The sequence below is a fragment of the Caldimonas brevitalea genome (genome assembly GCF_001017435.1).
GTDB lineage: Bacteria > Pseudomonadota > Gammaproteobacteria > Burkholderiales > Burkholderiaceae_C > Caldimonas > Caldimonas brevitalea.
In genome coordinates this window covers 3540522-3562166 of the sequence record NZ_CP011371.1, presented here as the reverse complement: position 1 = coordinate 3562166, position 21645 = coordinate 3540522, and the positions used below count along the sequence as shown (strand labels likewise).

Annotated in this window: 18 protein-coding genes; 7 read left to right on the top strand and 11 right to left on the bottom strand. The window is 66.8% G+C overall.

Annotation, left to right across the window (positions count from 1 at the left end; genetic code table 11):
- The first annotated feature begins 28 nt into the window (after positions 1-28).
- Both AAW51_RS15190 and AAW51_RS15185 read left to right on the top strand, forming a co-directional pair.
- On the top strand, positions 29-1441 hold the full coding sequence (locus AAW51_RS15190) for a DUF2868 domain-containing protein (RefSeq protein ID WP_047195278.1): 1413 nt from the start codon (positions 29-31) through the stop codon (positions 1439-1441).
- The gene (locus tag AAW51_RS15185) at positions 1438-2931 is read left to right on the top strand and encodes a DUF3482 domain-containing protein (RefSeq protein ID WP_047195277.1); all 1494 of its coding nucleotides are present in this window, start codon (positions 1438-1440) and stop codon (positions 2929-2931) included. The genes AAW51_RS15190 and AAW51_RS15185 overlap by 4 nt, the downstream gene beginning before the upstream one ends.
- Positions 2932-2967: 36 nt before the next feature.
- On the opposite strand, the gene AAW51_RS15180 is transcribed toward AAW51_RS15185, so the two are convergent.
- The 11 genes from AAW51_RS15180 to AAW51_RS15130 all read right to left on the bottom strand — a co-directional run bounded on the left by AAW51_RS15180 (position 2968) and on the right by AAW51_RS15130 (position 13009).
- Positions 2968-3714 (bottom strand): hypothetical protein, encoded by a 747-nt coding sequence (locus AAW51_RS15180; RefSeq protein WP_047195276.1) that lies wholly within the window; start codon positions 3712-3714, stop codon positions 2968-2970.
- Between the two features lie 7 nt (positions 3715-3721).
- On the bottom strand, positions 3722-5821 hold the full coding sequence (gspD, locus tag AAW51_RS15175; RefSeq protein WP_053013599.1) for a type II secretion system secretin GspD: 2100 nt from the start codon (positions 5819-5821) through the stop codon (positions 3722-3724).
- On the bottom strand, positions 5814-6329 hold the full coding sequence (locus tag AAW51_RS30465) for a hypothetical protein (RefSeq protein WP_047195275.1): 516 nt from the start codon (positions 6327-6329) through the stop codon (positions 5814-5816). The genes gspD and AAW51_RS30465 overlap by 8 nt, the downstream gene beginning before the upstream one ends.
- Positions 6326-6913, bottom strand: a complete 588-nt coding sequence (gspM, locus tag AAW51_RS15165; protein ID WP_047195274.1) for a type II secretion system protein GspM — start codon at positions 6911-6913, stop codon at positions 6326-6328. The genes AAW51_RS30465 and gspM overlap by 4 nt, the downstream gene beginning before the upstream one ends.
- Positions 6910-8004, bottom strand: a complete 1095-nt coding sequence (locus tag AAW51_RS15160; protein ID WP_047195273.1) for a PilN domain-containing protein — start codon at positions 8002-8004, stop codon at positions 6910-6912. Before AAW51_RS15160 ends, gspM begins: the two co-directional genes overlap by 4 nt.
- Positions 7989-8648, bottom strand: a complete 660-nt coding sequence (locus AAW51_RS15155) for a PulJ/GspJ family protein (RefSeq protein WP_047195272.1) — start codon at positions 8646-8648, stop codon at positions 7989-7991. Before AAW51_RS15155 ends, AAW51_RS15160 begins: the two co-directional genes overlap by 16 nt.
- A 185-nt stretch (positions 8649-8833) precedes the next feature.
- Entirely contained in the window at positions 8834-9223 is a 390-nt protein-coding gene (locus tag AAW51_RS15150; protein ID WP_047195271.1) for a prepilin-type N-terminal cleavage/methylation domain-containing protein, read from the bottom strand.
- Positions 9210-9593, bottom strand: coding sequence for a pilus assembly FimT family protein (locus AAW51_RS28205; RefSeq protein ID WP_053013598.1), 384 nt, complete (start codon positions 9591-9593; stop codon positions 9210-9212). The genes AAW51_RS15150 and AAW51_RS28205 overlap by 14 nt, the downstream gene beginning before the upstream one ends.
- On the bottom strand, positions 9583-10035 hold the full coding sequence (gene gspG / locus AAW51_RS15140) for a type II secretion system major pseudopilin GspG (protein WP_238947604.1): 453 nt from the start codon (positions 10033-10035) through the stop codon (positions 9583-9585). The genes AAW51_RS28205 and gspG overlap by 11 nt, the downstream gene beginning before the upstream one ends.
- The gene (locus AAW51_RS15135; protein WP_047195269.1) at positions 10032-11252 is read right to left on the bottom strand and encodes a type II secretion system F family protein; all 1221 of its coding nucleotides are present in this window, start codon (positions 11250-11252) and stop codon (positions 10032-10034) included. Before AAW51_RS15135 ends, gspG begins: the two co-directional genes overlap by 4 nt.
- A complete protein-coding gene (locus AAW51_RS15130; protein WP_169788035.1) occupies positions 11249-13009 on the bottom strand; it encodes a GspE/PulE family protein in 1761 nt (586 codons plus the stop codon). Before AAW51_RS15130 ends, AAW51_RS15135 begins: the two co-directional genes overlap by 4 nt.
- Positions 13010-13201: 192 nt before the next feature.
- Here AAW51_RS15130 and AAW51_RS15125 point away from each other — a divergent pair, with 192 nt between their 5' ends.
- The 5 genes from AAW51_RS15125 (at position 13202) to AAW51_RS15105 (ending at position 21607) form a co-directional block, all read left to right on the top strand.
- Positions 13202-13465, top strand: a complete 264-nt coding sequence (locus AAW51_RS15125) for an RHS repeat domain-containing protein (protein WP_157359907.1) — start codon at positions 13202-13204, stop codon at positions 13463-13465.
- Between the two features lie 188 nt (positions 13466-13653).
- Positions 13654-14061 carry a hypothetical protein gene (locus AAW51_RS15120; RefSeq protein WP_047195267.1) on the top strand — a complete coding sequence of 136 codons (408 nt, stop codon included), beginning with the start codon at positions 13654-13656 and terminating at the stop codon, positions 14059-14061.
- A gap of 465 nt (positions 14062-14526) precedes the next feature.
- Positions 14527-14652, top strand: coding sequence for an RHS repeat domain-containing protein (locus AAW51_RS15115; protein ID WP_238947603.1), 126 nt, complete (start codon positions 14527-14529; stop codon positions 14650-14652).
- Positions 14653-14788: 136 nt separating this feature from the next.
- A complete protein-coding gene (locus AAW51_RS15110) occupies positions 14789-20887 on the top strand; it encodes an RHS repeat-associated core domain-containing protein (protein ID WP_083438311.1) in 6099 nt (2032 codons plus the stop codon).
- Positions 20888-21424: 537 nt separating this feature from the next.
- A complete protein-coding gene (locus AAW51_RS15105; protein ID WP_157359906.1) occupies positions 21425-21607 on the top strand; it encodes a hypothetical protein in 183 nt (60 codons plus the stop codon).
- Positions 21608-21645: the final 38 nt, after the last annotated feature.

Sequence of the window (21645 nt, the reverse complement as noted above, 5' to 3'; positions counted from 1 at the left end):
CAATGCCGATCGTTCCTCCTTGCGCCGCATGACCGAATCCGACGCCTCGCAGCTGCTGTTGATCCGCGCCCACGAAGACCCGCTCACACCACCCTGGAGCGAGGCCGATGCCCTCTGGGCCAGCCGCGAGGCGCGCCGGCTCGAAGGCGAGGCGGCGCCACCGGAGCGTGTGCTGGTGCGCCGCGGCGCGCTCGCGGTCGAGCGGCTGGGCGAGCGCAGCGCGCAAGTGCCGGCAGCCCTGCACGCCGTGCGCCCGTCGCCGCTGTGGACCGCCGCCGCGTTGGGGCTGGCCCTGCTGGTCGGGCTGGCCGGCAACGCGATCGGGCCGTCGCAGCGCATCAACATCCTCGCGCCACCGCTGCTGGCCCTGTTGGTGTGGAACCTGCTCGTGTATGTCGGCCTGGTCTGGGCCACGCTGCGCCGGGGCGCAAAGCAGGGCGGGCCGCTGCGTCTTGCGGTGGCATCGTTGGCAGGGTGGGTGGGGCCGATGGCGCGATGGCTGCATCGTGCCGGCGTCCCACCGCCGCTGCGCCGTTACGCCGAGGCCTGGTGGCACGCCAGCCGGCCTTTGCAGGCTGCGCGGCTGGCGGCGGTGCTGCATGCGGCGGCGGCGATGGTGGCGATCGGGGCGGTGTCAGGGTTGTACTTGCGCGGCCTGGCCTTCGAGTACCGCGCCGCGTGGGACAGCACCTTTCTGGCACCCGAGGCCGTCGAGGGCCTGCTGCGGCTGGTGCTGACACCGGCGGCCCGCCTGGGTGACATCGAACTGCCCGCGGCGGCCGAACTCGCCGAACTGCGTGCGTCGAGCGGCGGTGGCGAGAACGCGGCCCGCTGGATCCATCTGTACGCCATCACGCTGGCCTGCGCAGTGGCGGTGCCGCGATTGCTGCTGGCCGGGTGGGCCGCCTTGCGCGCGCGCGGGCTCGCAAGGCGCTTTCCGTTGTCGCTCGACGATCGGTATTTCAGCCGCCTGGTCGGCGTGGTGGGCCGTGGGGAGACCGTGGCCGCGCGTGTGTTTCCCTACAGCTATCAGGTGGGCCCGGCGCTGCTGGGGCCGCTGCAGCAGCACTTGCGGGAGGCGCTTGGCGGCGAGGTGGTGCTGACGCTCGCACCCAGCGTGCCCTTGGGGGGCGAAGACGAGCCCGCGCGCTGGCAAGCGGGCACGGCGGGCGACGGCGTGACCATCGCCCTGTTCCCGCTGACGGCGACGCCCGAGCGCGAGAACCACGGGGCCTTTGTGCAGGCATTGGCAGGCCGCGGGGGCGGGTCCCGGCAAGTGGTGGTGGTGGTCGACGAATCGGGCTTCCGGCAACGTTTCCCCACCGACACCAAGCGGCTGGAGCAGCGCCGCGCCGCGTGGCAAAGCGTGTTGGCCGAAACCGGCCACGAGGGCTTGTTCGTCGACCTGGCGGCGCAACCCCTGGAGGAGCCCACGCCGTGAGCGACGACCTCGATCCCCAGACCTTGGGGCTCAGCCTCATCTCGCACACCAACGTGGGCAAGACCACCTTGGCGCGCACGCTGCTGCGCGCCGACATCGGCGAGGTGCGCGACGAGGCCCACGTGACCCGCGAGGCCGAGCCGTACACGATGATCGAATCACCAGCCGGCGATCGCTTGCAACTGTGGGACACGCCCGGCTTCGGCGACAGCGTGCGGCTGGCGCGTCGGCTGGCGCAAGCCGGCAATCCGCTGGGCTGGTTCATGACCGAGGTCTGGGACCGCTTTCGCGACCGTGCCTTCTGGTCCGGCCAGCGTGCCGTGCGCAACGTGCTGGAGCAGGCGGACGTGGTGCTCTACCTCGTCAATGCCGCCGAAACCCCCGAAGACGTGGGCTATCTGGACGCCGAGTTGGAGGTGCTCGACCTGGCGGCGAAGCCGGTGGTGGTGCTGCTCAACCAGCTGGGCCGCCCGCAGACGCCGGCGGCCGAAACGCAGGAGTTGGAACGCTGGCGCCGCCGCACCGCCGAGGCCCGCTGCGTGCGGCAGGTGCTGGCGCTGGATGCGTTTGCACGCTGCTGGGTACAGGAAGATGCGCTGCTGGGCGCCGTGGCCGGCGTGCTGCCGGCCGACCGCCATGCGGCCTTCGACCGCCTGCGCGCCGCCTGGCGCCAGCGCAGCAGCGCCACCTGGCACGCGTCGATGGCGGTGTTGGCGCAGCGCCTGGTGCGGGCTGCGCTGGATCGCGAAGCCATCGAGGACGGCGGCCTGGGCGGGCGCTTGCGGGACGTCGGCGCTTTGCTCGGGCTGCGCCGCGAGGGGGCATCGACCCCGCGTGAACTGGCGATGCAAAGGCTGGCGGCCCGGCTCGCCGAGGACATCCGCCAGTGCACCGACCGTTTGATCGATCTGCACCGCCTGGAAGGACATGCGACCGACGTGGTGCTCACCCGTCTGGCCGAGCACTACGCGGTGCAGGAACCGGTGAACGAGGGCCGGGCGGCCGTCTGGGGCGGTGCGGTGGCGGGTGCGCTCGCGGGGCTGAAGGCGGATGTGCTGAGCGGCGGCATGACGCTGGGTGGCGGCTTGCTCGCGGGCGGGTTGCTCGGGGCCTTGGGCGCGGCGGGCCTGGCGCGCGGCTTCAACCTGCTGCGCGGGGTCGAGACGCCGACGTTAGGCTGGGCGCCCGAGGTGCTGGACGAGCAGGTGCGCTCGGCCTTGCTGGGCTATTTGGCGGTGGCGCACTACGGGCGGGGCCGCGGCCCATGGGCCGAAGAGGAAGGACCGGCCTTCTGGCAGGACAGCGTGCAGGCCGTGGTGGCGGAGCGCCATGAGGCCTTGCAGGCGATGTGGGTCGAACTGCAGTCGCTGCGGCAGGCGGGCGCCGGGCCGCAGGATGCGGGCGAACTGGTGGCGCGCTTGCAAGCGTGGCTGGTGGAGGTGAGTCGGACGCTGTTGTGGCGGTTGTACCCGGGGGCCGTGCTGGACTGACCCGGGCGATCCCGTCCTGTCCGCCTGCGCCCGTCTTCAGCCGCAAGGGTCGGTTGCAGCGCGTTGCGGCCGGAAGGTCCAGCTGCGGACCAGGTGGCTGGGCCGGACAAGGCCGGTGATCGCGACTTCGGCCACCAGCGCCTGACCCCCAGTCCCTACCGGGGTCGCCAGCAAACGGAAGGTCGAACCAGCCGGCGTCGCCTGCGCCTCCATTGCGGAAGGCCCGGACGCCTGGCGGGGTGCCAGGCGCAGCAGCTGTCTCAGGCGCGGTGCGGCGTGCTCAGGGTCGGGTTCGGACCGGCCGGAGAACAGCGTGAGGTCCGGATAGAGGCACGCAAACTGTTCGTCCGCGAGTTGCAAGACGGCCTGCAATTCGGCATACGAGCCGAACGGGCGCGCGCCGCGACGAGCCCGGGCGTCGAGCAGCCGCTGCAGCACCGGCGACGCATCGCGCCCGAGGCGGGCGGCCAGGAGGGTGGCGGCGACCTTGGCGTCGGCCATGCCGGCATCGAGCAGACCGGCGACGTGTTGCACGGTGACGTCCACCGCCTGGGCGCCGATCTCAAGACGCCGACCAGTCTGTGGCCCCTGCAGCCAGGGGCTGACCTGGCCCTGTGTCACCAACTCGTAGATGACTTGCTCGACCGCGGACTCCTGCGCCAACTCGGTCTGCACTTGCTGCTCGGCGGCACCGGTCTCCAATGCCGCGCGTGACGCAAGGGTCAGCATGGTGGTCAGGGCCGCGCAAGCGGCCAGCAGGAGCCACAAGGCGTGCAGCAGCACGAAGCCGCTACTTGGGTGGCTGCGGGAGCAAGGGTGCGGCATGGTCGGCGAGACGTCCTGCGGCATCGAAACCGTCGATCAGTGCGTCGACGACGGCCTGCGTTTCGGCCTGGTTGCGCATCACGTGTGGCACCAGCAGCACGACCAGCTCGGTGCGGCGTGAATCGACGGTGGTGTTCTTGAAGGCATGCCCGAGGACCGGCAGATCCTTCAACACTGGCACCCCACCGGTGCCGCGGGCGCCGTTTTCGCGGATGAGGCCGCCGAGCGCGACGGTGAAGCCGTCCCGCGTGGCCACGACGCTGTGGATCTTGCGACGCTGGATGGTCGGCGAATCGATGCCGGATGACGTGGTTTGCGCCACCTCGCTGACCTCTTGCATCACGTCGAGGATGACGTTGCCGTTGTCGTTGACACGCGGTGTCACCTCGAGGATGACGCCGGTGTCGCGCATCTCGACGGAACTCACCACTGGAGCACCGGGGGCGCCGGTGCTCTGCGAGGTTTGCGTGATGATCGGCACCTGGTCACCGACCTGCAGGCTGGCCTTCTGGTTGTTGAGCACCGAGATCTTCGGTGCCGACAGAATGCGCACCTCGGTTTTGGCCTGCAATGCGTTGAGCACCACCCGCGCATCGGCGCGGCCCGAGTACACATAAGAGAAGCCGGGAAACTGCGAGGCCACGGCGCCGCCGCCCGCGGCGCTGAGCGTGACCGTGTTCTCGCCGGAATCGAAGAACCACTGCACGCCATAGCGCAGGCTGTCGTTCAGCGTCACCTCCGCGAGAATGGCTTCGATCATCACCTGCCGGGGCAGCACGTCGATCTGGCGCAGCGCCTCGCGGATCACACGGTACTCCTGGTCGGTGCCATGGAACAACAAGGAGTTGTTCTCCTCGATCGCGACCAGGCGGGCGAGATCGCCACCACCGGCCTGCGCCGACAATGGCGAGCCCGGCGGTGCGGAGAGGCTGTTGGCGCCGCTCGCTGTCGTGACGGTGCCGCTCTTGGCGCTCGCGCCTGTCGTCTCCGGCGCGCCTTGCTCACCCGTCAGCACCTGGCGCAGCGAGGCCACCAGTTCCTTGGCGTTGCCGTTCTGCACGTTGTAGACAAATATCTTGCGGTCGCCGCCGTTCGAGACGTCCAGGCGGGCGATCCATTGCTCCAGCAGTTCCAGGTCGGCCTTGTTGCGCGCCATGCCCAGCACCGAGCGTGTCCGCTCCAGCGGCACCAGACGGATGCGGTGGGTGAACAGGTCTTGCGGGCCCTGGAAGATGGTCCGCAACTCCGCCACCAGCGTCTCCGGGCGCGCCTGTTCGAGCCGGTAGACGGCAAAGGTCATCCCCCGCATCCAGTCGACATCGAAGGTCTCCACCGTGCGTGCGATGGCCGCACGGTCCTGGCTGCTGCCGGCGATCACGACATGGCCGAGGTTGGCGTCGGCCTGCAAGACGCTGCCCTTGGGAACGAAGGTCTCGAGCAGGCCCTTCATCTCGTTGGCATTGACGTAGCGCAGCGGAACGATCTCGACCGCGAAACCCGGCGTGCTGGGTGTGCCGCTCGTCATGCGTTGTGCCCCTCGCACACGGCGCGGTGCTTCTTCCAGCGGCAGCACCTGGTACGCCTGATCGGTCTTGACGATGGCCACCGACACCGACGCCAAGGCCGCTTCCAGCGCCGGCAGCAGCGAGGCTCGCCCGACCGGGCGGGCCGTCTTCAAGGTGATGCGCCCCTGCACCGTCGGGGCGATGACGTAATCGACCTTGAGCATCTCTCCGAGCACCGCGTCGATCACGCCTCGCAGGTCGGCGTCCTGGAAGTTCAGTTCATAGGTCTCGCCCCGGCGTGACGCCGGCGCAGCGGCGGTGGGGCCGCCTTCAGGCAAGGCAGGTAGGGCGTCGAGGTAGTCGGTGCGGCGCTGCGGCGCCGTCGGGTCGATGGCGACCTCGTGTTGGGCTGCGCCGACGGGCGGCGTGGTCGGCGGAGGAATCGCCTTCCAGGCAGGGGGCGGCCGTTTTGCGGGCGGAGGCGGAGTGCTGCAGGCGCCCAACAGGCAGGACAGCAGCAGACAAAAAGCCCACCGGGGGGCGTTGGTGTGATCAGTCATGAGGAACGGTCGCCGGTGTATCCAGGGACGGCAAACGAAGGGTCGTCTCAGCTCCGGTCTCGGCGCTGCCGGCATCCGAAGGTGTGAGTCTGATGGAGCGGCGGTCGATCGCGATGACGCGCCAGCCGCCGCTCTCCTGTCCGACGGCGAGCAACTGGCGGGTCGTGGCATCGGGGCTTTCCAGCAGTGCGCGGCGCCCGCGCGCACCGTCGGTGACGATGCCGACCAGGCGAGGCGAGGGCGGCAGGCTGACCGGCTCGGTCGGCGCTGCCACCGGTGCCGGTGGTTTTCGGCTGGCGGTGAACAAGGGACTGGCGGACCAAGCATCGGTCGACAGCGGCTGGGCCGCAAGCCGCGGTGTGGGCGCGGCGTCGGCAGCAGGGGGAGTCTCGCGGCCGGCCGCGGTCGGCACCGTCGAGAGCGAGGACAAGACGAAGCCGCCGGCACCGAGCGCCGCGGCCAGGTTCACGCAGCACAACGCCAGGGTCAGCTTGGGCCAGCGTTTCATGGTGTCGCCCTCGTGGGTTTGGCCTCGACGAGGCCGAAGCCGGCCACGCGCAGTTCGACCGCCAGCTCGGGTGCGGGCGTGTCGACCCCGGCCCCTGCGCTCGGCGAGACCAGTGCGGCTCGATCGACGATCAAACGCGGGCGATGGTGATGCAGGGCGGACAGCAACCCAACCAGTTGGGCTTCGGTGCCAGCCAACTGCATGTCGACCGACAGGCGCAGCAAGGGGCCGGTGCGTCCCACGCTGCCGGCCTTCAGGTGGACCAGCCGCACCTCCGAGGTCTGCAAGAGCGCATTGATGCCGGCGATGAATCGGGACTCGACGTCGGCGTCGGTGGTGCCGCTGTACAGCTGGGTCAGCAGTTCGTCCCGCTCGGCTTGCAGTGCCTCGGGTGTCGTCGCGGCGCCGCGGCGCGCCAGCGCAGTGAGGCGCTCGAGTTCGAAACGGCGGTCGTGCAGTTGATCGACCTTCTCGGCGGTGGCGCGATGTAGCGGCGCGAGCGCGAGGTTCCAGAGCGACAGCATCAGCAGGAGCAACAGGCCGACGGCGGCCAGGCGGCGGATCTCGGGGCGCGGCGGTGTCATGGCTGCTCCGGGTCGGCCAGCAGGGCCGAGAGCTCGAATTGCACCGCCTTCTCGTCCGGCGAGGTGGTGGTGGCCGTCACCGCTTCGAGCTTGACCTGACGCACCCGCCGTGACGCTTCGAGGGCCCGTGCGACGGCAGCCGGTTCGCTGCTGGAACCGGCCAGCTTCAGGCTGCCTTGTTCCAGACGCACGGTGTGCAACCACGCGGATGCCGGCAGGTGCCGCGCAACGTCGTCGAGCACCGCCGCCAGCTGGGCGCCGCCCGTCTGCCGGTGCAGTTCGTCGCGTGCCGCACGCACCACCGCTTCCTGCTCGTAGAGCTTCATCACGCCGTCCTGCGCCGCACGCAGCGCGCGGATGTCTTGCTCGGCACGCTGCGCCAGCCAGTGCGCGCCCAGGTAGGTCAAGGGCAAGGCGGCGAGGGAGACCAGCAGGGCGGACGCCACCAGCAGGCGATGCCGCCTTGCGCTGCCGGACCCCTGTTGGGCGGCGCCGGAGGTCTGGAACACGAACGCCGGCCGCCCGTCCGGTTGCGTCCCGTAGCCGATGACGTGGTCCTGGACCCCGGCCGCGTCCAGCCGCTCGCCGAGCGCTCGCAGTCGCTCCCGGGTGCACAGCGCGACCTCCACATCGAGCTCGTGACGGCGTGGCGAGCTGTGTGCCAAAGAGGGGGCGGGCCGCACATCGAAGCAGATCTGCTCCGGCGGCAGCGGCGACTCGGTGATCAGGCGGTACCCCGCCGCCTCACGCAAGCGAGCGGCGGCGGCGCGCGGCAGGCGCAGCGACAGCGTCAACACGGCGGACGGGTCCAGGCAGACGAAGGTCTGCCGCCCCCTGCAGACAGTTTGCCAGTCGCTGCTGCCGGTGCTGGCCGCCTGCCCGTGCGACAGCTTCGCCTCGGGAGCTGCCGCGAGGTGAAGTTCGCCGTCGGCTGTCATGAGCAGACGAGGGGGTACCGAGCGCCAACCGAAGCGTTCCAGCACCGGCTCGACGAGCCCGATCAACTCGTCGCGCCACCACCGTAGACCGGTGGCGAGGAGCGACACGGGGAAACGGCTGCGCTCGCGCAGGAGCATCACGAGGGTCTGCATGTCGCGGTGGTCATGTCGAGATCACAGTCGCCCGGCGCCTGCACCCGTGGACGTACAGCGATTTCGCCGCCTTGCCGGGCCCCCCCGTCCGAGTAGGTCCAGTCGGCGACCACCAGCTCGGGCAAGCGGTGCGGGTCGATGGGCGTTGCGGCGAGCCGGTCCCGCCCGGAGTCGGTGTAGTAGTAGGTGAGACGGGCCGTGGCGAGGCCGCTGAGCAGGACGCGCCGCTCGACACGCGCTGGCGGCATCGGCGCGGCTGCCGGGGATGTCAGCGTCAACACCAGGGCGTGGCGGGAGGGGCCGTCGGGCTCGACCGCGAGGCGGGCCTGGAGCACCCCGTCGGACCAGCGTGACTGAGGTGGCAGGGTCGAGAACTCGACAAACGAGGCGGAGCCGTGCAACGCGGTGGTGGCGCGACCGGGAGACGCAGGCAGCAGTTGCCCGAGCAGGCCTCGCAAGACGCGGTCGGCAGTCTCCTCCTGCATTCTTTGGTCGCCCAGCCGGGTCGCACGGCTCAGGCCTTGCTGGGTCAGTGTCAGGGTCTGGGACAGCAGGTACACCAATAGCGAGCCCACCGCCACCGCGGCGAGCATCTCGATGAGGGTGAAGCCTGCCGCACGTCGGCCGAGCCCGGCGACCCTCATTGGATAACTTGCGTGCTGCGCGCTGCGGTGCGAGCCCCTTCGGGCGGCCGTGCGGGGGGTGATGGGAAAACCTTCGTGCTGCGCACTGCGGTGCGAGCCCCTTCGGGCGGCCGTGCGGGGGGTGATGGGAAAACCTTCGTGCTGCGCACTGCGGTGCGAGCCCCTTCGGGCGGCCGTGCGGGGGCTCATGACGGCTCTCCGACCCGGTACGCGGTCAGCGACACCGTCGACGCCGAGCCCTCGGGTGTGACGTCCACGCGTATGCGCCGGAGCACCAGCAAGTTGGCTTGCTCGGACTGGGGCTGCAGCCGTTCCACCTGCACCTTCCAGTTCAGGCCGCCCTGACGTCCTTGCGACGCACCTTCCGCGATGCGAGCGGCCGCCGCATGCCGCTCGAGTATCGAGCGCGCCAGGCGCAGCGACCGGCCCTGCTCGGAAGCATGCTCCAGCCGCTCGACGGCTGCCACCGAAGCCGGCAGCAAGGCGGCGAGCATCAGCGCACAGATCGCCAGTGCCACCAGCACTTCCAGGAGACTGAAGCCGCGGGCGCCGCGGGATGCGCTAGCGGTGGTCACGCACGACCCCTCCTGAGAGCCAGTCCAGCGAGAGCCGGGCGCCGTCGCTGTCCGTGTCGATGTCGAGCGCGCCGCCGCTCGTCGAACCGTCGGGGTAGAACGCGAGCGCGGGCAAGGGCGCGCCGTCGCGCCGGCAGCTCAGTCGAGAGTTGCTCGCCGTGGCGAGCGCCTGACAGGGCAGGAGTACGGTGCTGCCGGTCGTGCGCGCTTGCAGGCGCGCGGCCTGCAGCCGCCGTTCGACACGTGCCACTTGCCGATCCAGCTCGCTCCCCGAGCGAAACAAGGTTTGTGCGCCGATCGAGGTGAGGATCGCGATCACCGCGACCACGACCAACATCTCGAGCAGCGTGAAGCCGGCTTCACGGCGCATCCCAATTGCCGACGTCGGCATTTTCTCCCTCCCCCCCTTCACGATCGTCCGCACCGAGGGTGTAGACGTCGACCGTTCCGTGTTGTCCCGGATATCGGTAGCGATAAGGCCTGCCCCACGGGTCGACCAGATGCTGGCGCTTGCGCACGTACGGGCCATTCCAGCGTTGCACGCCGCTGGGCGCCTTCAGCAGGGCCGCCAGACCCTGTTCGGTGTCCGGGTAGCTGCGCGTGTCCATGTGATAGTAATTGATCGCAGTGGTCAGCGTTTCGACCTGCAGCGCCGCCGCATCGGTCTTCGCACCCGAAAACATGTTCATTACCTGTGGCGTGACGACCGCCATGATGAGGCCCATGATCACGAGGACGATGAGGAGCTCCAGCAGGGTGAAGCCACGGCTCGGGGCAAGACGGCGGCGCATCGGAAAGGGTGAGGTGTTCAAGGGCGGAGTGCCAGCTGGTTGATGCTGAGGATGCCGAGCATGACGCCGCCGACCAGCAGGCCGACGACCAGCCCGAGCAGGGCGATCGCGAGCGGGTTGGCGAGTGCCACCAGCCGCTCGATCTGTTGTGAGGTGTCGGCCTCGAGCAACTGGGCTGCTCGCATGGTGGTGGCGCCAAGCTCGCCCGTGTGCTCGCCGACTTCGATCAGCGCGCGCGTCTCCTCCGGAATCGCGACGACGGCGCGCAGGGCTGCGGAGATCGACGCGCCTTCGCGCAGCCGGCGTGAGCAGGCGGCGAGACTGTCGCGTAGGGCGCCCGACGCCGCGGCCGGGGCCGACAACGCAACCGCCTCAGACACTTCGACCCCGCCGCGCAGCAGCAGTCCGAGGACGCCCAGCACGCGCGCGACGTCGAGTTGTCGGGCCAGGCGCACTGGGCGAAGGCGGGCGGCAGTACCGACGATACGCTTGCGCCATCGGGAACTGCGGCGCAGCAGCAGGGCCGGGACCAGGACCCAGGCCAGCAGCAGCAGGCTGACACCGACGCCATGCTGTGTCACGACGGCCGACAGCCACAGGACGGCCCGCGTCAATGCCGGAAGGCGGTGCTCTTCGCCGGCGAAGATCGGCTCGAAGCCGGGCACGACCACCGTCAGGACCAAGACCATGGCGACCAGCACGGTGCCCATGACGACGGCGGGATAGGTCAGGGCGTTGACCAGCGTGCTGCGCGTGGCGGACTGGCGCGCCAGATACTTCCCGGCTTCGGCAAAGCCGTCGCCCACACGTCCGCCGGTTTCTGCTGCGCGCACCATGGATGGCAGATAGGCGGGCAGGTGTGGTTCGGGTTGCAAGGCATCCGACAGCGGCATGCCGGCCTGGATGCGCGGCAGCAGTCGGCGGGCGAGCCCGGCAGCCGGGCGGTCCTGACTCTGGCGCGACAACACCGTGAGCGACTCCTCGACCGTCAGTCCGGACGCGGCCATCACGCCCATCTGCTCGCAGAACAACGCGATGTCCGGCAGCCGCATGCGTCCGCGCAGCACCACCGGTTGTCCGAGCCGCTGCATCCAGCCCTGGCCGGCAGGGGAGATCGAGACGGGCGTGAGACCGTCGTGCAGCGTCGCCAGCGCGGCCTCGTTTTCGCAGGCGGCCTCCTTGTAGAGGTGGCGCGCCTCGCCGCTCGCACTCACGGCCTTCACGGCGTAGCGTGTCATCTCCCGCGCTCCTCTACGACCGACAGGACCTCGTCGAGGGTCGTCTCGCCGGCCTGGACCTGTTGCAAGCCGTGGCGCCACAAACTGTCCGAACCGTGGCGCGCCGCGCTGGCCCGCAGGGCTTCCTCCGAGCGGCTGGTGCGGATCAGGTCGCGTTCTGCTGCGCCCAGCGGCAAGGCCTCGAACAGGGGCAGCCGGCCTGAGTAGCCGCGGCCGAGGCAGTGCGGACAGCCCCGGGCCTGGGCCAGCCTGGGCGCGTCCGCGCCCTGGGCCACGCAGGCCAGCATCCGCGCCGCCGAGTCATCGGCATCGGTCCACAGTTTGCAGTGGGCGCACAGACGGCGCACCAGGCGCTGGGCCGCCGACAGCACCAGCGTCGACGCGAGCAGATAGTCTTCGACGCCCAGGTCCAGCAGACGGGTCACCGCGCCGGCCGCGGTGTTGGTGTGCAGGGTCGCCAACACGAGATGCCCGGTCAGCGCTGCGCGCACCGCGATGTCGGCGGTTTCGCGATCGCGGATCTCGCCGATCATGATGACGTCGGGATCGTTGCGCAGCACCGAGCGCAACGCCGAGGCATAGGTCAGACCGATCTCCGCCTTGACCTGGAGCTGCGAAACCCCCGGCAAGGTGTACTCGATCGGATCTTCGACCGTGACGATCTTCAACTCGGGACGGCGGATCTCGTTGAGTGCGGCATACAAGGTGGTGGTCTTGCCGCTGCCCGTGGGGCCGGTGATCAGCACGATGCCGTGCGGCCGCCGCAGCGCTTCGCGCAGCGTTTGCAGCCCGCTCCGAGACAGTCCCAGGGCTTCGAGCTGCAACGCGACGGTCTGCTGGCCCAGCAGCCGCAGCACGACCGCTTCGCCGTGCAGGGTGGGGAAGGTGGCCACCCGCATGTCGAGACTGCGCCCGCGAGAGGCAAAGCGGATGCGGCCGTCCTGGGGCACGCGCTTGTCCGCGATGTCGAGCCTCGCCATCAGCTTCACGCGCGACACCACGGGCTCGGCCAAGCGACCGGACAGCACCTCGGTTTCGTGCAGCAGGCCGTCGATGCGGTATCGCACCGAGAGTGCGTCGGGGCCGGGTTCCAGGTGCACGTCGGAGGCGCCGGCGTCGATGGCGGCGCCCAACAGACGCTGCACCAGCCGGATCACCGGCGCGTCCGAGGCGAGGTCGGACAGCCGGTCGATGTCGTCGCTGGTGCGGGCGGTTGCAGAACCCGCTTCCGATGCATCGTGGCGCACGGCATGGCGCTCGTCTTGGCGCTCGAAGTAGTCCTCGATGTCCGACTCGAGCGCCGCCAGGGGCCGCACCGGGCACCCGGCGGCATAGGCGACCCCGGCCACCGCGGCGGTGTCCATCGGGTTCGCCATCGCGAGGTCCAGGCGGCCCTCGCGCAGGTTGACCGGCAGGATGCGTTTGGTGCGCAGGTAATGCGGGTTGAGGCCGCCCAGATGGGGCAACGTGGCTGGGAACTCCGCACGCGTGACGAGCGGGATCTCGAGCAGTGCGGAGAACGCGCGCGCCATCTCCCGCTCGGTGACCAGGCCCAAACGGGTGGCCACGGAAGACAACGGTGTGCCGCTGGCGCGCGACGCATGCAAGGTGCGCTCGATGCCTTCGGCCGTCAGCAGCCCCTGCTCCAACAACGCTTGCGCGAGTGCGGCCTGGGGATCCTCGTCGACCAGCGCCGACAGGTCAGCCGATGCCCGGTCGGTGCGGTGCGGCTGTTCTGATGAGGCAAGGGAACTCAAGCGCATGGTCGATGGCGGGTGCCGTCACAAAAGAGTCGCATGTGTTGCGCGGCCGAAATCTTGTTGACAGCTGAGATGAGTGATCAGGACAATCACTCACATTGCCTGACGGTTCGCGCCGAGCAGTCTATGCGAACTTCCCGGCGATATGTGGGCCTGCAACAGCGGCCCATTCAAACAGGGGAGAGAACAATGAGAACAACGCGAACCTTGCGTGACGCAAGGTATGAGGGAGAGCGCCGGCCTCGGCGTTTCCTCACGGCTGCAGCACCTGCATGGGTCCTGGCATGCGCCGCCGTCTTCAGCGCAGCGCCTTCCGTCGCGGGCTCGGTCACCTACACCTATGACGCGCTTGGGCGCGTCAAGACGGTTCAGTACAGCACCGGTGCCTTGATCACCTACACCTACGACGCAGCGGGCAACCGCACGGCCGTGGTGACCACCGGGGCTTCGTAGTACGCCTGGCCGCAAACGCGGCCTCACCTTACAGAAGATCGCCACTGACGCCACGTGACGCAGATTTGGTAGGTGAAGAGCGTCTCACCGCTCAAGGTCAACAGGCCAACAAGGGAAACAGGCATGACAACGGGCCTCGGAATTGTTATCCGATGCGTTGGCGGGTACGGTCATGAAGTGAGGGCGACGTGAAACTGACTGTCGGCGCCGACAGGCTGTGGCGCGATCTGCACGTCATCTTGGCCGCCGTCGCGGCCGAGATTGAAAAGTTCGATTCCACCCTGGCATGCGAGGTCGCGTGCACGTCAAACGACGCGTTTCCAGTTCGTGCATATTTGGCTGTACGGCGGTCGCCGACTGGCGACGAGTTGGCAGTCGTCGTTGATGTTCAAGCGACGGGAGACGGGTGGTCAGCGTCGTCGGATATTTGCACCGACGACGGTGCGGTGGTTGCGGAGGGGCCCGGCGCTACGGGCCCTGCGCAGATCGCCGAATCGCCCTTGGAACACTGGGCCGCCGACTGGGTTGCTGCAGTGAGGCGCTTCCTGGCCGAGGCAGAAGGAGAGATTCGGATGGCTGCCGCCCGGCTTTCGTGAGAGGCCGTCATGGGCCGGCTGACCGTGTTCGCCTTCAAGCCGGAGGAAGTGGACGCGGTTGTTCTCGAGCTCGTAAGGATGCCCGGCTCGCGTACTCGCTGAGACGGACAGCGGGACGCCAAACAGCTGATGTGCCGGCACCTCCCCGCGACGTGCGGGAGGCAGAGGTCTGATGTCGGTTACACCGTTTGCAACGGGAATCTTGTTGACAGCGCATGGAACACTTCTAACAATGGCGCGTCAACGTTCGCGGCGAGCAGACCAAGCGAACTTGAGATCAAGCGGGTGGATTGCAATGACCGTCCACCCACCTCTGGGAGAGAACAAGTGATAACAAAATGGGTCACCTTGCGCAACGCAAGGGGTAGAGGGAGCAAGGCAGCTGTGCTGCTGCGACAAGTGCGGCAATGCCTTGTCGGTGGAGTCGCCGCACTGATGGTCGCGGCTCCGGCTCTAGCGGGTTCGGTGACATACACCTACGACACCCTGGGCAGAGTCAAGACGGTCACCTACAGCAACGGCGTGGTGATCACCTACACCTACGACGCAGCGGGGAACCGCACGAGCGTGGTGACGGCCGGCGCTTCATAGCCCTGCGCGGGGTACCGCGCTTCAATCCCTTCCTGACTGCGTCTGTTCGGCCATCCATTGATCGGCCGGGCACGTTTTCGTGCGTCTTGTGTCTCGTAGGTCCGCAGCGTTTCATGGCTTGCGGCACGGAGTTCCTATGTCTGTCTCACACGCGATTCTTCGTCGCATCAAAGCCTTGTTGCCCGGGTTGCTTGCTGTTTGCATGACCCATGCGGTTGCCGAGGGGAAGGTCACCTTCGGGGGCAAGCCGGCGGTGATGGACCCGTCGCTGAAGGTCGCAGGCGACCAGAACCATGACAAGTCCATCGGAGGCGTCAAGCAGTTCATCGCTGCACCGGTGACGCGGGCGGACTTCGAGAAGGCGATGCGCTCGCGTCCGCGAGCGAAGAACGTCGTGAACCTCTCGGCTCTAAAGACAAGCAGCAGCGGATCCACGATGGTGAGTCCGATGGCCGTCGGCGTCGAAGATCCGGTGGCGGACCCGGCGACGCAGGTGGCGACCATCGCGGCGTCGCTCGGCAGTCTCGACCTGATCTATGAATATGTTCGCAACAACATTGCGTACATCCATGGCGCGGGGGTGGTGAAGGGCGCTGCCGGCGCGCTGCTGGAGAAGCAGGGGTCTGCGATCGACCAGGTGGAGCTGATGCGCAAGATGCTTCAGGCGATACCCGGCGGCTACCAGACGCACATCGTTTTCGGTGACGTCACCCTGACGGCTCAGCAGATCAAGGACTGGCTGAACCTGGACACAGCCGACGTGTGCGGCGTTGTCGATTACTTCGCGCGAGCCCAGGTACCGATTATCGATGTAGTCGCCTCCCAGGACCTCACCTGTCCTGGCGGCTACGGCGCCTTGGTCCGGATCACGTTCAGCCACGTATGGCTGAACGTGACATTGCCTTCTGGCGAGCAGTTCGTCTTCGATCCCAGCCTGAAGACCCATCAGATCAAGGCGGGGATCGACCTTCGTTCTGCAACCGGCTACAGCGCCACCGCTTTCATGGATGCGGCCAGAAGCGGCGCCACGATCACGGAGGACTTTGTACAGGGCATCAACCGCAACGCGGTGCGCACGAACCTGACGAAGTACGCGAACAACCTCTCCACTTACCTGCGGACAAACAAACCCAGCGCTACGCTTCGGGACGTGGTGGGCGGCAAAGTCGTCGTACCGTCGTACGGCGTCGCCTTGCGCCAGAAGGACCTCCCTTATCAGGTGCCCGGCGCGATGAGTATTTCGGAGGAGGTGCCCGAGCGCTACTACTCCACCATTCGGGTGCAGCACGCGGGAATGGACAAAACGTTCAGGATGGCTGACCTGACGGGGCAACCGCTGCTCATCACCTACGGACCCAGCGGCTACTCCCCGGAACTGCGGGTCGGCGACCTGCTGGTCGCCTCCGGAGCGTCCCTCACGCCGGGGACTCTCAACGATCTCACGATCAGCATCACACACCACGCCCACGCCACTGCTGGCGCCGATCAGACCTTCACGCAGTCCATCAAGGCAGGCGGCAGTTTTGTGATCACGCAGGCGATGGGACCGGTGGGCCGGGGCCTCATCGAGCACTATCGTGACAGGATGGCGTCCGCCAAAAACGCTGGGCACCTGGACAACTCGCCGCGCATCGTGGGTTCGTCCCTTTCCATGCTCGGGGCCATCTGGACGGCGCAGGTGGCGCAGGCCAGCCAGCTTGTGGATCAGCTCGCCGGGACCCGGACGCTGATGCTGCACACCGTCGGCGTCGCGGGGCATGAGGGCACGCCCTATATCGACTTGCCGGGCATCATGATCACGCCGACGCACGGCGAGTGGGCCGCGTCGAGAGCGGCGTTCTTCGCATTGGGAATGCTGTCGAGCATCCTGGAATCCAGCGTGGTGCAACAGGTGCACGGCGTGAGTGCCGCGTCGACGGTCAAGCTGGTCGATATCGCCGCGGCAAACAACGACCGCATCTTCGATGCGCAAGGGTTCAACTACGCAAGCGTGGTCGCCCCGCAACTGGTCGGGTGCTCGGAATACACCGCGCAGTTTCAGCAAAAGATCGATGCCGGCTGGCGATTGATCCTGCCTGCGCGCTGCAACGTGACCGAGAATTCGTGGACCGGGCTCGGCTACTACGCCATCTATGGCGCCGGTTCGCAGTTCTACTTCTACGTCGGACGCGGCCTGCACGGTGGGTTCGGAACGACGCCACAGCCGCTCTTGACGTCGGTGAACAACAGTGCGGTGAGCACTGTCGATCCGAACACGCTGGTCCAGACGAGAGGGTTGTCCTACGGTGACCCGATCGACATGGTCAACGGGCACTTCTTGTTCGTGAACGATGACCTGAAGGTGGGGGAGGGCGCGTTTCCTCGCAGCCTGGAGTTCCGCCGTCTTTTCAGTTCCGGTGGTCGGCGACAGACGGGGCCGCTCGGTCCTGGGTGGTCACATAACTTGATCAGCGATGTGGCCGTCGCCTCGGACGGGTTGCAGGCCTTGGGCGAGGACTCGGCGCTGGATGCCGTGCCCGCCTTGGTCGCGGCGCTGGTGTCGATCGATTTGATGTTCGATGAGATCAGGCCGTTGGACAAGATTGTCGTTTCAACGCTGACGCATCGCTGGTACGGCGATCATGCGACTTCCAATACGGTGACGGTGCGCCAGGGGTTGAATGCCGAAGTGTTTGTAAGGTTGCCCGACGGCAGCTACAACCCCCCTCCGGGCAGCTCGGCGCGCCTCGTGAAGAATGCGGACGGCACGTATCTATACGAGACGCTCCACAAAGACAAGCTGCTGTTCGAACAGGGTCGCCTGAAGACGTACACCGATGCGAGCGGGGTGCAAGCCAAGTTCGTGTATGTCGACGGAAAGCTCCAAGAAGTCGCCAACAGCTTGGGTCGTAAGCTCACCTTGGGTTACAGCGGTTCGCGCCTTACATCCGTCTCGGACGGAACACGTACGGTCACCTACGGCGTTGACGATTTCGGGAATTTGAGGAACTTCACGAACGCCGACCAGAAGACGCAAACCTACGAATACGGTCTCCCAGGATTGCTGGAGCGCATCTTCAATCCCAGCAGCCCGGACGTTCCCTTCCTGATCAATCAATACGACGCGATGCGACGCGTCCACACCCAGACGGATGCGCGAGGGAAGGTGTACACGTACGGCTTCGCGGCGCCGCGCACCCGGGAAACAGCGCCGGGCGGCATCGTCACCATCTCCTACTTTAACGAGCGAGGTCAACTGATCAGATCGGTCGATCCGCTGCGCCGGGTCATTGAGTATGTCCGCGACGGGCACGACCGCGTGGTTCGGAAGAAGCTGCCCCAAGGCAATCTGATCGAGTACGAGTACGACGACGCATCTTGTGCGCGCGCTGAAAAGCGCTGCACGCACAACGTCAAAGTGGAACGCCGGGTGGCGAAGCCGGGCACCGGGTTGCCGGCGATCGTCAGCAGCTACACATACGAGAGCGCCTTCAACAAGGTGCACATGGCCACGGACCCGCGTGCCAAGGTCACCACGTATACGTACACGGCGCAGGGGCAGCCGCACACCATCACCGGCCCGGCTGATGTTGCTGGCCTCCGCCCCTACACAGAGTTCGGCTACACGGCCTACACCGCCACCGGGTTCCCGACCTTTTATCTTCCGACCTCCGAGACGAAGAAGATCAACGCGACGGAGTCGGTGGTCACCAGCACCAGCTACGACCCGGCCAACAAATACGTCCCCAAGACGCTGGTGGTCGATCCGGGCACCGGCAAGCTGAACCTGACCACGACCTACACCTATGACGCCGTGGGCAACCGCACCCGCGTGGACGGGCCGCGGTCGGATGTGGCCGACGTGACCGTGTACGGGCATGACCCTGAGCGCCGGGTCGTGAAAGTGACGGATGCGCTGAACAAGGTCACCCACAGCGCCTATGACGCCGACGGGCGCCTGGTTCGAACCGCGGCGCAGTACGGCACCCAGTGGTTGGTCAGCTGTCGTACCTACACGCCCAGCAGCAAGCTCCTCAAGGTGTGGGGCCCTGCGCTGGTTGCCCTTCCAACGACCTGCCCCGCCGCGGCAGCGCCGGTCAAGGTGACCGACTACACCTACGACGACCTGGATCGACCCAAACGTGTTATCGAGAACTTGCCGGTGGCCGACGGCGGCAATCGCATCACGGAGATGGATTACTTCATCGACGGCAAGGTGCAGAACGTCCGGCGCGCGGTGGGGACGGGCCTGGCGCAGATCTACAGCGCCCACACGTACACCGCCAACGGGCTGCCGGCGACGATCAAGGACGCGAAGAACAACCTGACCACGTACGAATACGATGGCCACGACCGACGCGTGAAGGTCCGTTATCCCCACCCGACGACGGCCAGCACTTCGTCGACGACGGACTATGAGCAGTTCGGATACGACGCGAACGGCAATGTGACCAGCCAGCGCAAGCGCAGCGGCGAGACCGTCACGCTGGTCTATGACGATCTGAACCGCCTCATCGCCCGGAACTACCCGGTCGTTGGCGACAACCTGAGCTTCCGCTACGACCTGCTCGGTCGGCGCCTGGAAGCGAAGTATGCGAACAACGCGCATATGGTGACGTATGGATGGGACAACGCGGGTCGCATGACCCGCACCCAGTCGGGCAGCAAAGCGCTGACCTATCAGTACGACGCGGCGGGCAACCGCAAGCGCCTTACGTGGCCGGAAACCGACTTCTATGTCACGACGGATTACGACGCGCTGAATCGGCCTTATGAAATCAAAGAGCTGAACACGACCCGCCTCGTTCACTATGCCTACGACGATTTGTCGCGGCGCACGGTGGTGACCCTGGGCAACGGAACGTCGACCAGCTACAGCTACGACGCTCGCGGGCAATTGGCCGGCGTCGGACACAACCTCGCCGGTACGGCCCAGGACGTGACGTGGGCCTACGCACGGAACCAAGCGCAGGAGATCAAGAGCGATACCTGGAGCAACGATCTGTACCAGTGGCGCGGCTACTCGAATGGCTCGCGCAGCTACACGCCGAATGGGCTGAACCAGTACACGACGGCTGCGGGTGTCGCTCTCGCGTACGACACCAAGGGCAACCTGACAGGCGATGGCGTCTGGACGTATGCGTACGACGCCGACAACAAGCTGAAGAGCGCTTCCAAGGCAGGCTATTCCGCCGGGCTGAACTATGACGCGGAAGCGCGGTTGCATCGCACCGTCATGGCGGGTGTCACGACGCACCTGCGTTATGACGGAACCGACCTCGTCGCCGAGTATGCCGACAGTGGAGCGCTGTTGAGACGGTACGTTCACGCCCCGGGGATCGACGAACCGCTGGTGTGGTACGAGGGGGCCGACACGACCAACAAGACCTGGCTCTACACCAACAGCCAAGGCAGCGTCGTCGCCTCTGCGAACAGCGCAGGGACCAGCACGGCGATCTATACCTACGGGCCCTACGGCGAGCCCAATGCCACCACAGGCGTGCGCTTCCGGTATACCGGACAGCAACTGCTCGGTCCGTTGAATCTCTACTACTACAAGGCGAGGTTTTACGCTCCGGCGCTCGGCCGGTTCCTGCAAACCGATCCGATCGGGTATCAGGACAACCTCAACTTGTACGCGTACGTCGGGAATGATCCGGTCAATTTCCTGGATCCGGCGGGCATGTCGAGCCAGCAGGCGGCCCAGCTGTCTTGCGGTGTAAGCTGCTCTTCTGGCGGCGGTTATTCCGTAGGTCGCTACATGGACTGGTACAACAACCAGCGCGGGCAGAACGGAGTGCCGGTTTACAACGCGCCCGAGACAGGGGAGTTGGCTGCTAACGCTCTGTCACTTGCAGCGGGCGCCTCTGGTCTCAGGGCAGCGGCAACGGGTTTGATGTCGCTGGCCCGTGGGGGGCGGCAGGAAGCGACTACGCTGTATCGGGCAGTCTCTCGCGCTGAGCTGGACAGCGTGGCCACTTCGGGTGGTTTTACCCCCGGGCCCGGCTCAATGGGGAACAAATGGTTCGCAGAATCTGCGGAGGACGCGGCCGCCTGGGGCAAGAAGTTCTATGCTTTCGACAAAGAACCGGTCTTCACTCTGCGTGTGCAAGTACCTGACGATGTCGCGCAGCAGATGATGAGGGTGCCGAGGCTCGACGGAATTGGCCCTGCCCGATCAGCGGACGGAGCGCTTCTTCGACAGATCAATTCCCGAGGGACGATCGACGCATTGAATGGGAACGCCTTGCCATGAGCCCTCAGATCACACGTCGCCGAGGTGTCCTCGCAACATTGTGTTGGTTGGTTGATCAGCCGACCCGCGAAGCTACAGCTGGCCTGACCTGCTACAGAGAAGAACTCGGAGCAGACGACCTCTTCAGTGTGTTTGTCAAATTTGAAAGTGCAGCCGGAGCGCGCGGGCCGTGGGAGAGGGCAAAGATCTTTGCACTAACCGAGGATATGGAACCGAGGCTCCCACCGAAGGGTGGAAGGCTTGTTCTGACTGCCGGTCAGACGCCCGTAGCCATCGCAGAGACGGTATCGGAGTCTGAGGACTCATTTTGACATCCGAGACGGTCAACGTGATTTGCGGGTGCCGTTAAAGCCGGGCAAGGGTGGCGCCTTGTTCTTAAAGCGGACGTAGCAAGGTTCGGCAATATCCCGGGAGCAGGTCTACGAATTCGCCGAGACGGCAACGGGCCAGATCACTTTTCTGTTCAGCGGCTGGCACGCCGATGGGTCTGCGACAGCGGGCTTGTCTGGCATGCATTGGATGACGGAGGCCCGTTTGATGAACGAGAACAAGCGCGTGTATCAAGCCATGGTTTGGAGTAGCGATCCCGACAAGCCAGGCGAACGGACAACGGTACTCGCTGACGATTTGGGCGATGCGGAGCGCCAGCTCAGGCAGAAGTACGGAGAGGACATCGAGTTCAGTTTGTACAACGAGGAAGATGCAGACAAACCCCGGTAGATTCGGCAAAGGAAACGACGCTGTTTCGACTTCCGGGT

Coding starts and splice junctions, on each gene's coding strand:
- AAW51_RS15190 (WP_047195278.1), top strand. CDS start 29: ATGACCGAATCCGACGCCTCGCAGCTGCTGTTGATCCGCGCCCACGAA.
- gspD (WP_053013599.1), bottom strand. CDS start 5,821: ATGACTGATCACACCAACGCCCCCCGGTGGGCTTTTTGTCTGCTGCTG.
- AAW51_RS30465 (WP_047195275.1), bottom strand. CDS start 6,329: ATGAAACGCTGGCCCAAGCTGACCCTGGCGTTGTGCTGCGTGAACCTG.
- gspM (WP_047195274.1), bottom strand. CDS start 6,913: ATGACACCGCCGCGCCCCGAGATCCGCCGCCTGGCCGCCGTCGGCCTG.
- AAW51_RS15160 (WP_047195273.1), bottom strand. CDS start 8,004: ATGCAGACCCTCGTGATGCTCCTGCGCGAGCGCAGCCGTTTCCCCGTG.
- AAW51_RS15155 (WP_047195272.1), bottom strand. CDS start 8,648: ATGAGGGTCGCCGGGCTCGGCCGACGTGCGGCAGGCTTCACCCTCATC.
- AAW51_RS28205 (WP_053013598.1), bottom strand. CDS start 9,593: ATGCGCCGTGAAGCCGGCTTCACGCTGCTCGAGATGTTGGTCGTGGTC.
- AAW51_RS15135 (WP_047195269.1), bottom strand. CDS start 11,252: ATGACACGCTACGCCGTGAAGGCCGTGAGTGCGAGCGGCGAGGCGCGC.
- AAW51_RS15125 (WP_157359907.1), top strand. CDS start 13,202: ATGAGAACAACGCGAACCTTGCGTGACGCAAGGTATGAGGGAGAGCGC.
- AAW51_RS15110 (WP_083438311.1), top strand. CDS start 14,789: ATGTCTGTCTCACACGCGATTCTTCGTCGCATCAAAGCCTTGTTGCCC.
- AAW51_RS15105 (WP_157359906.1), top strand. CDS start 21,425: ATGAACGAGAACAAGCGCGTGTATCAAGCCATGGTTTGGAGTAGCGAT.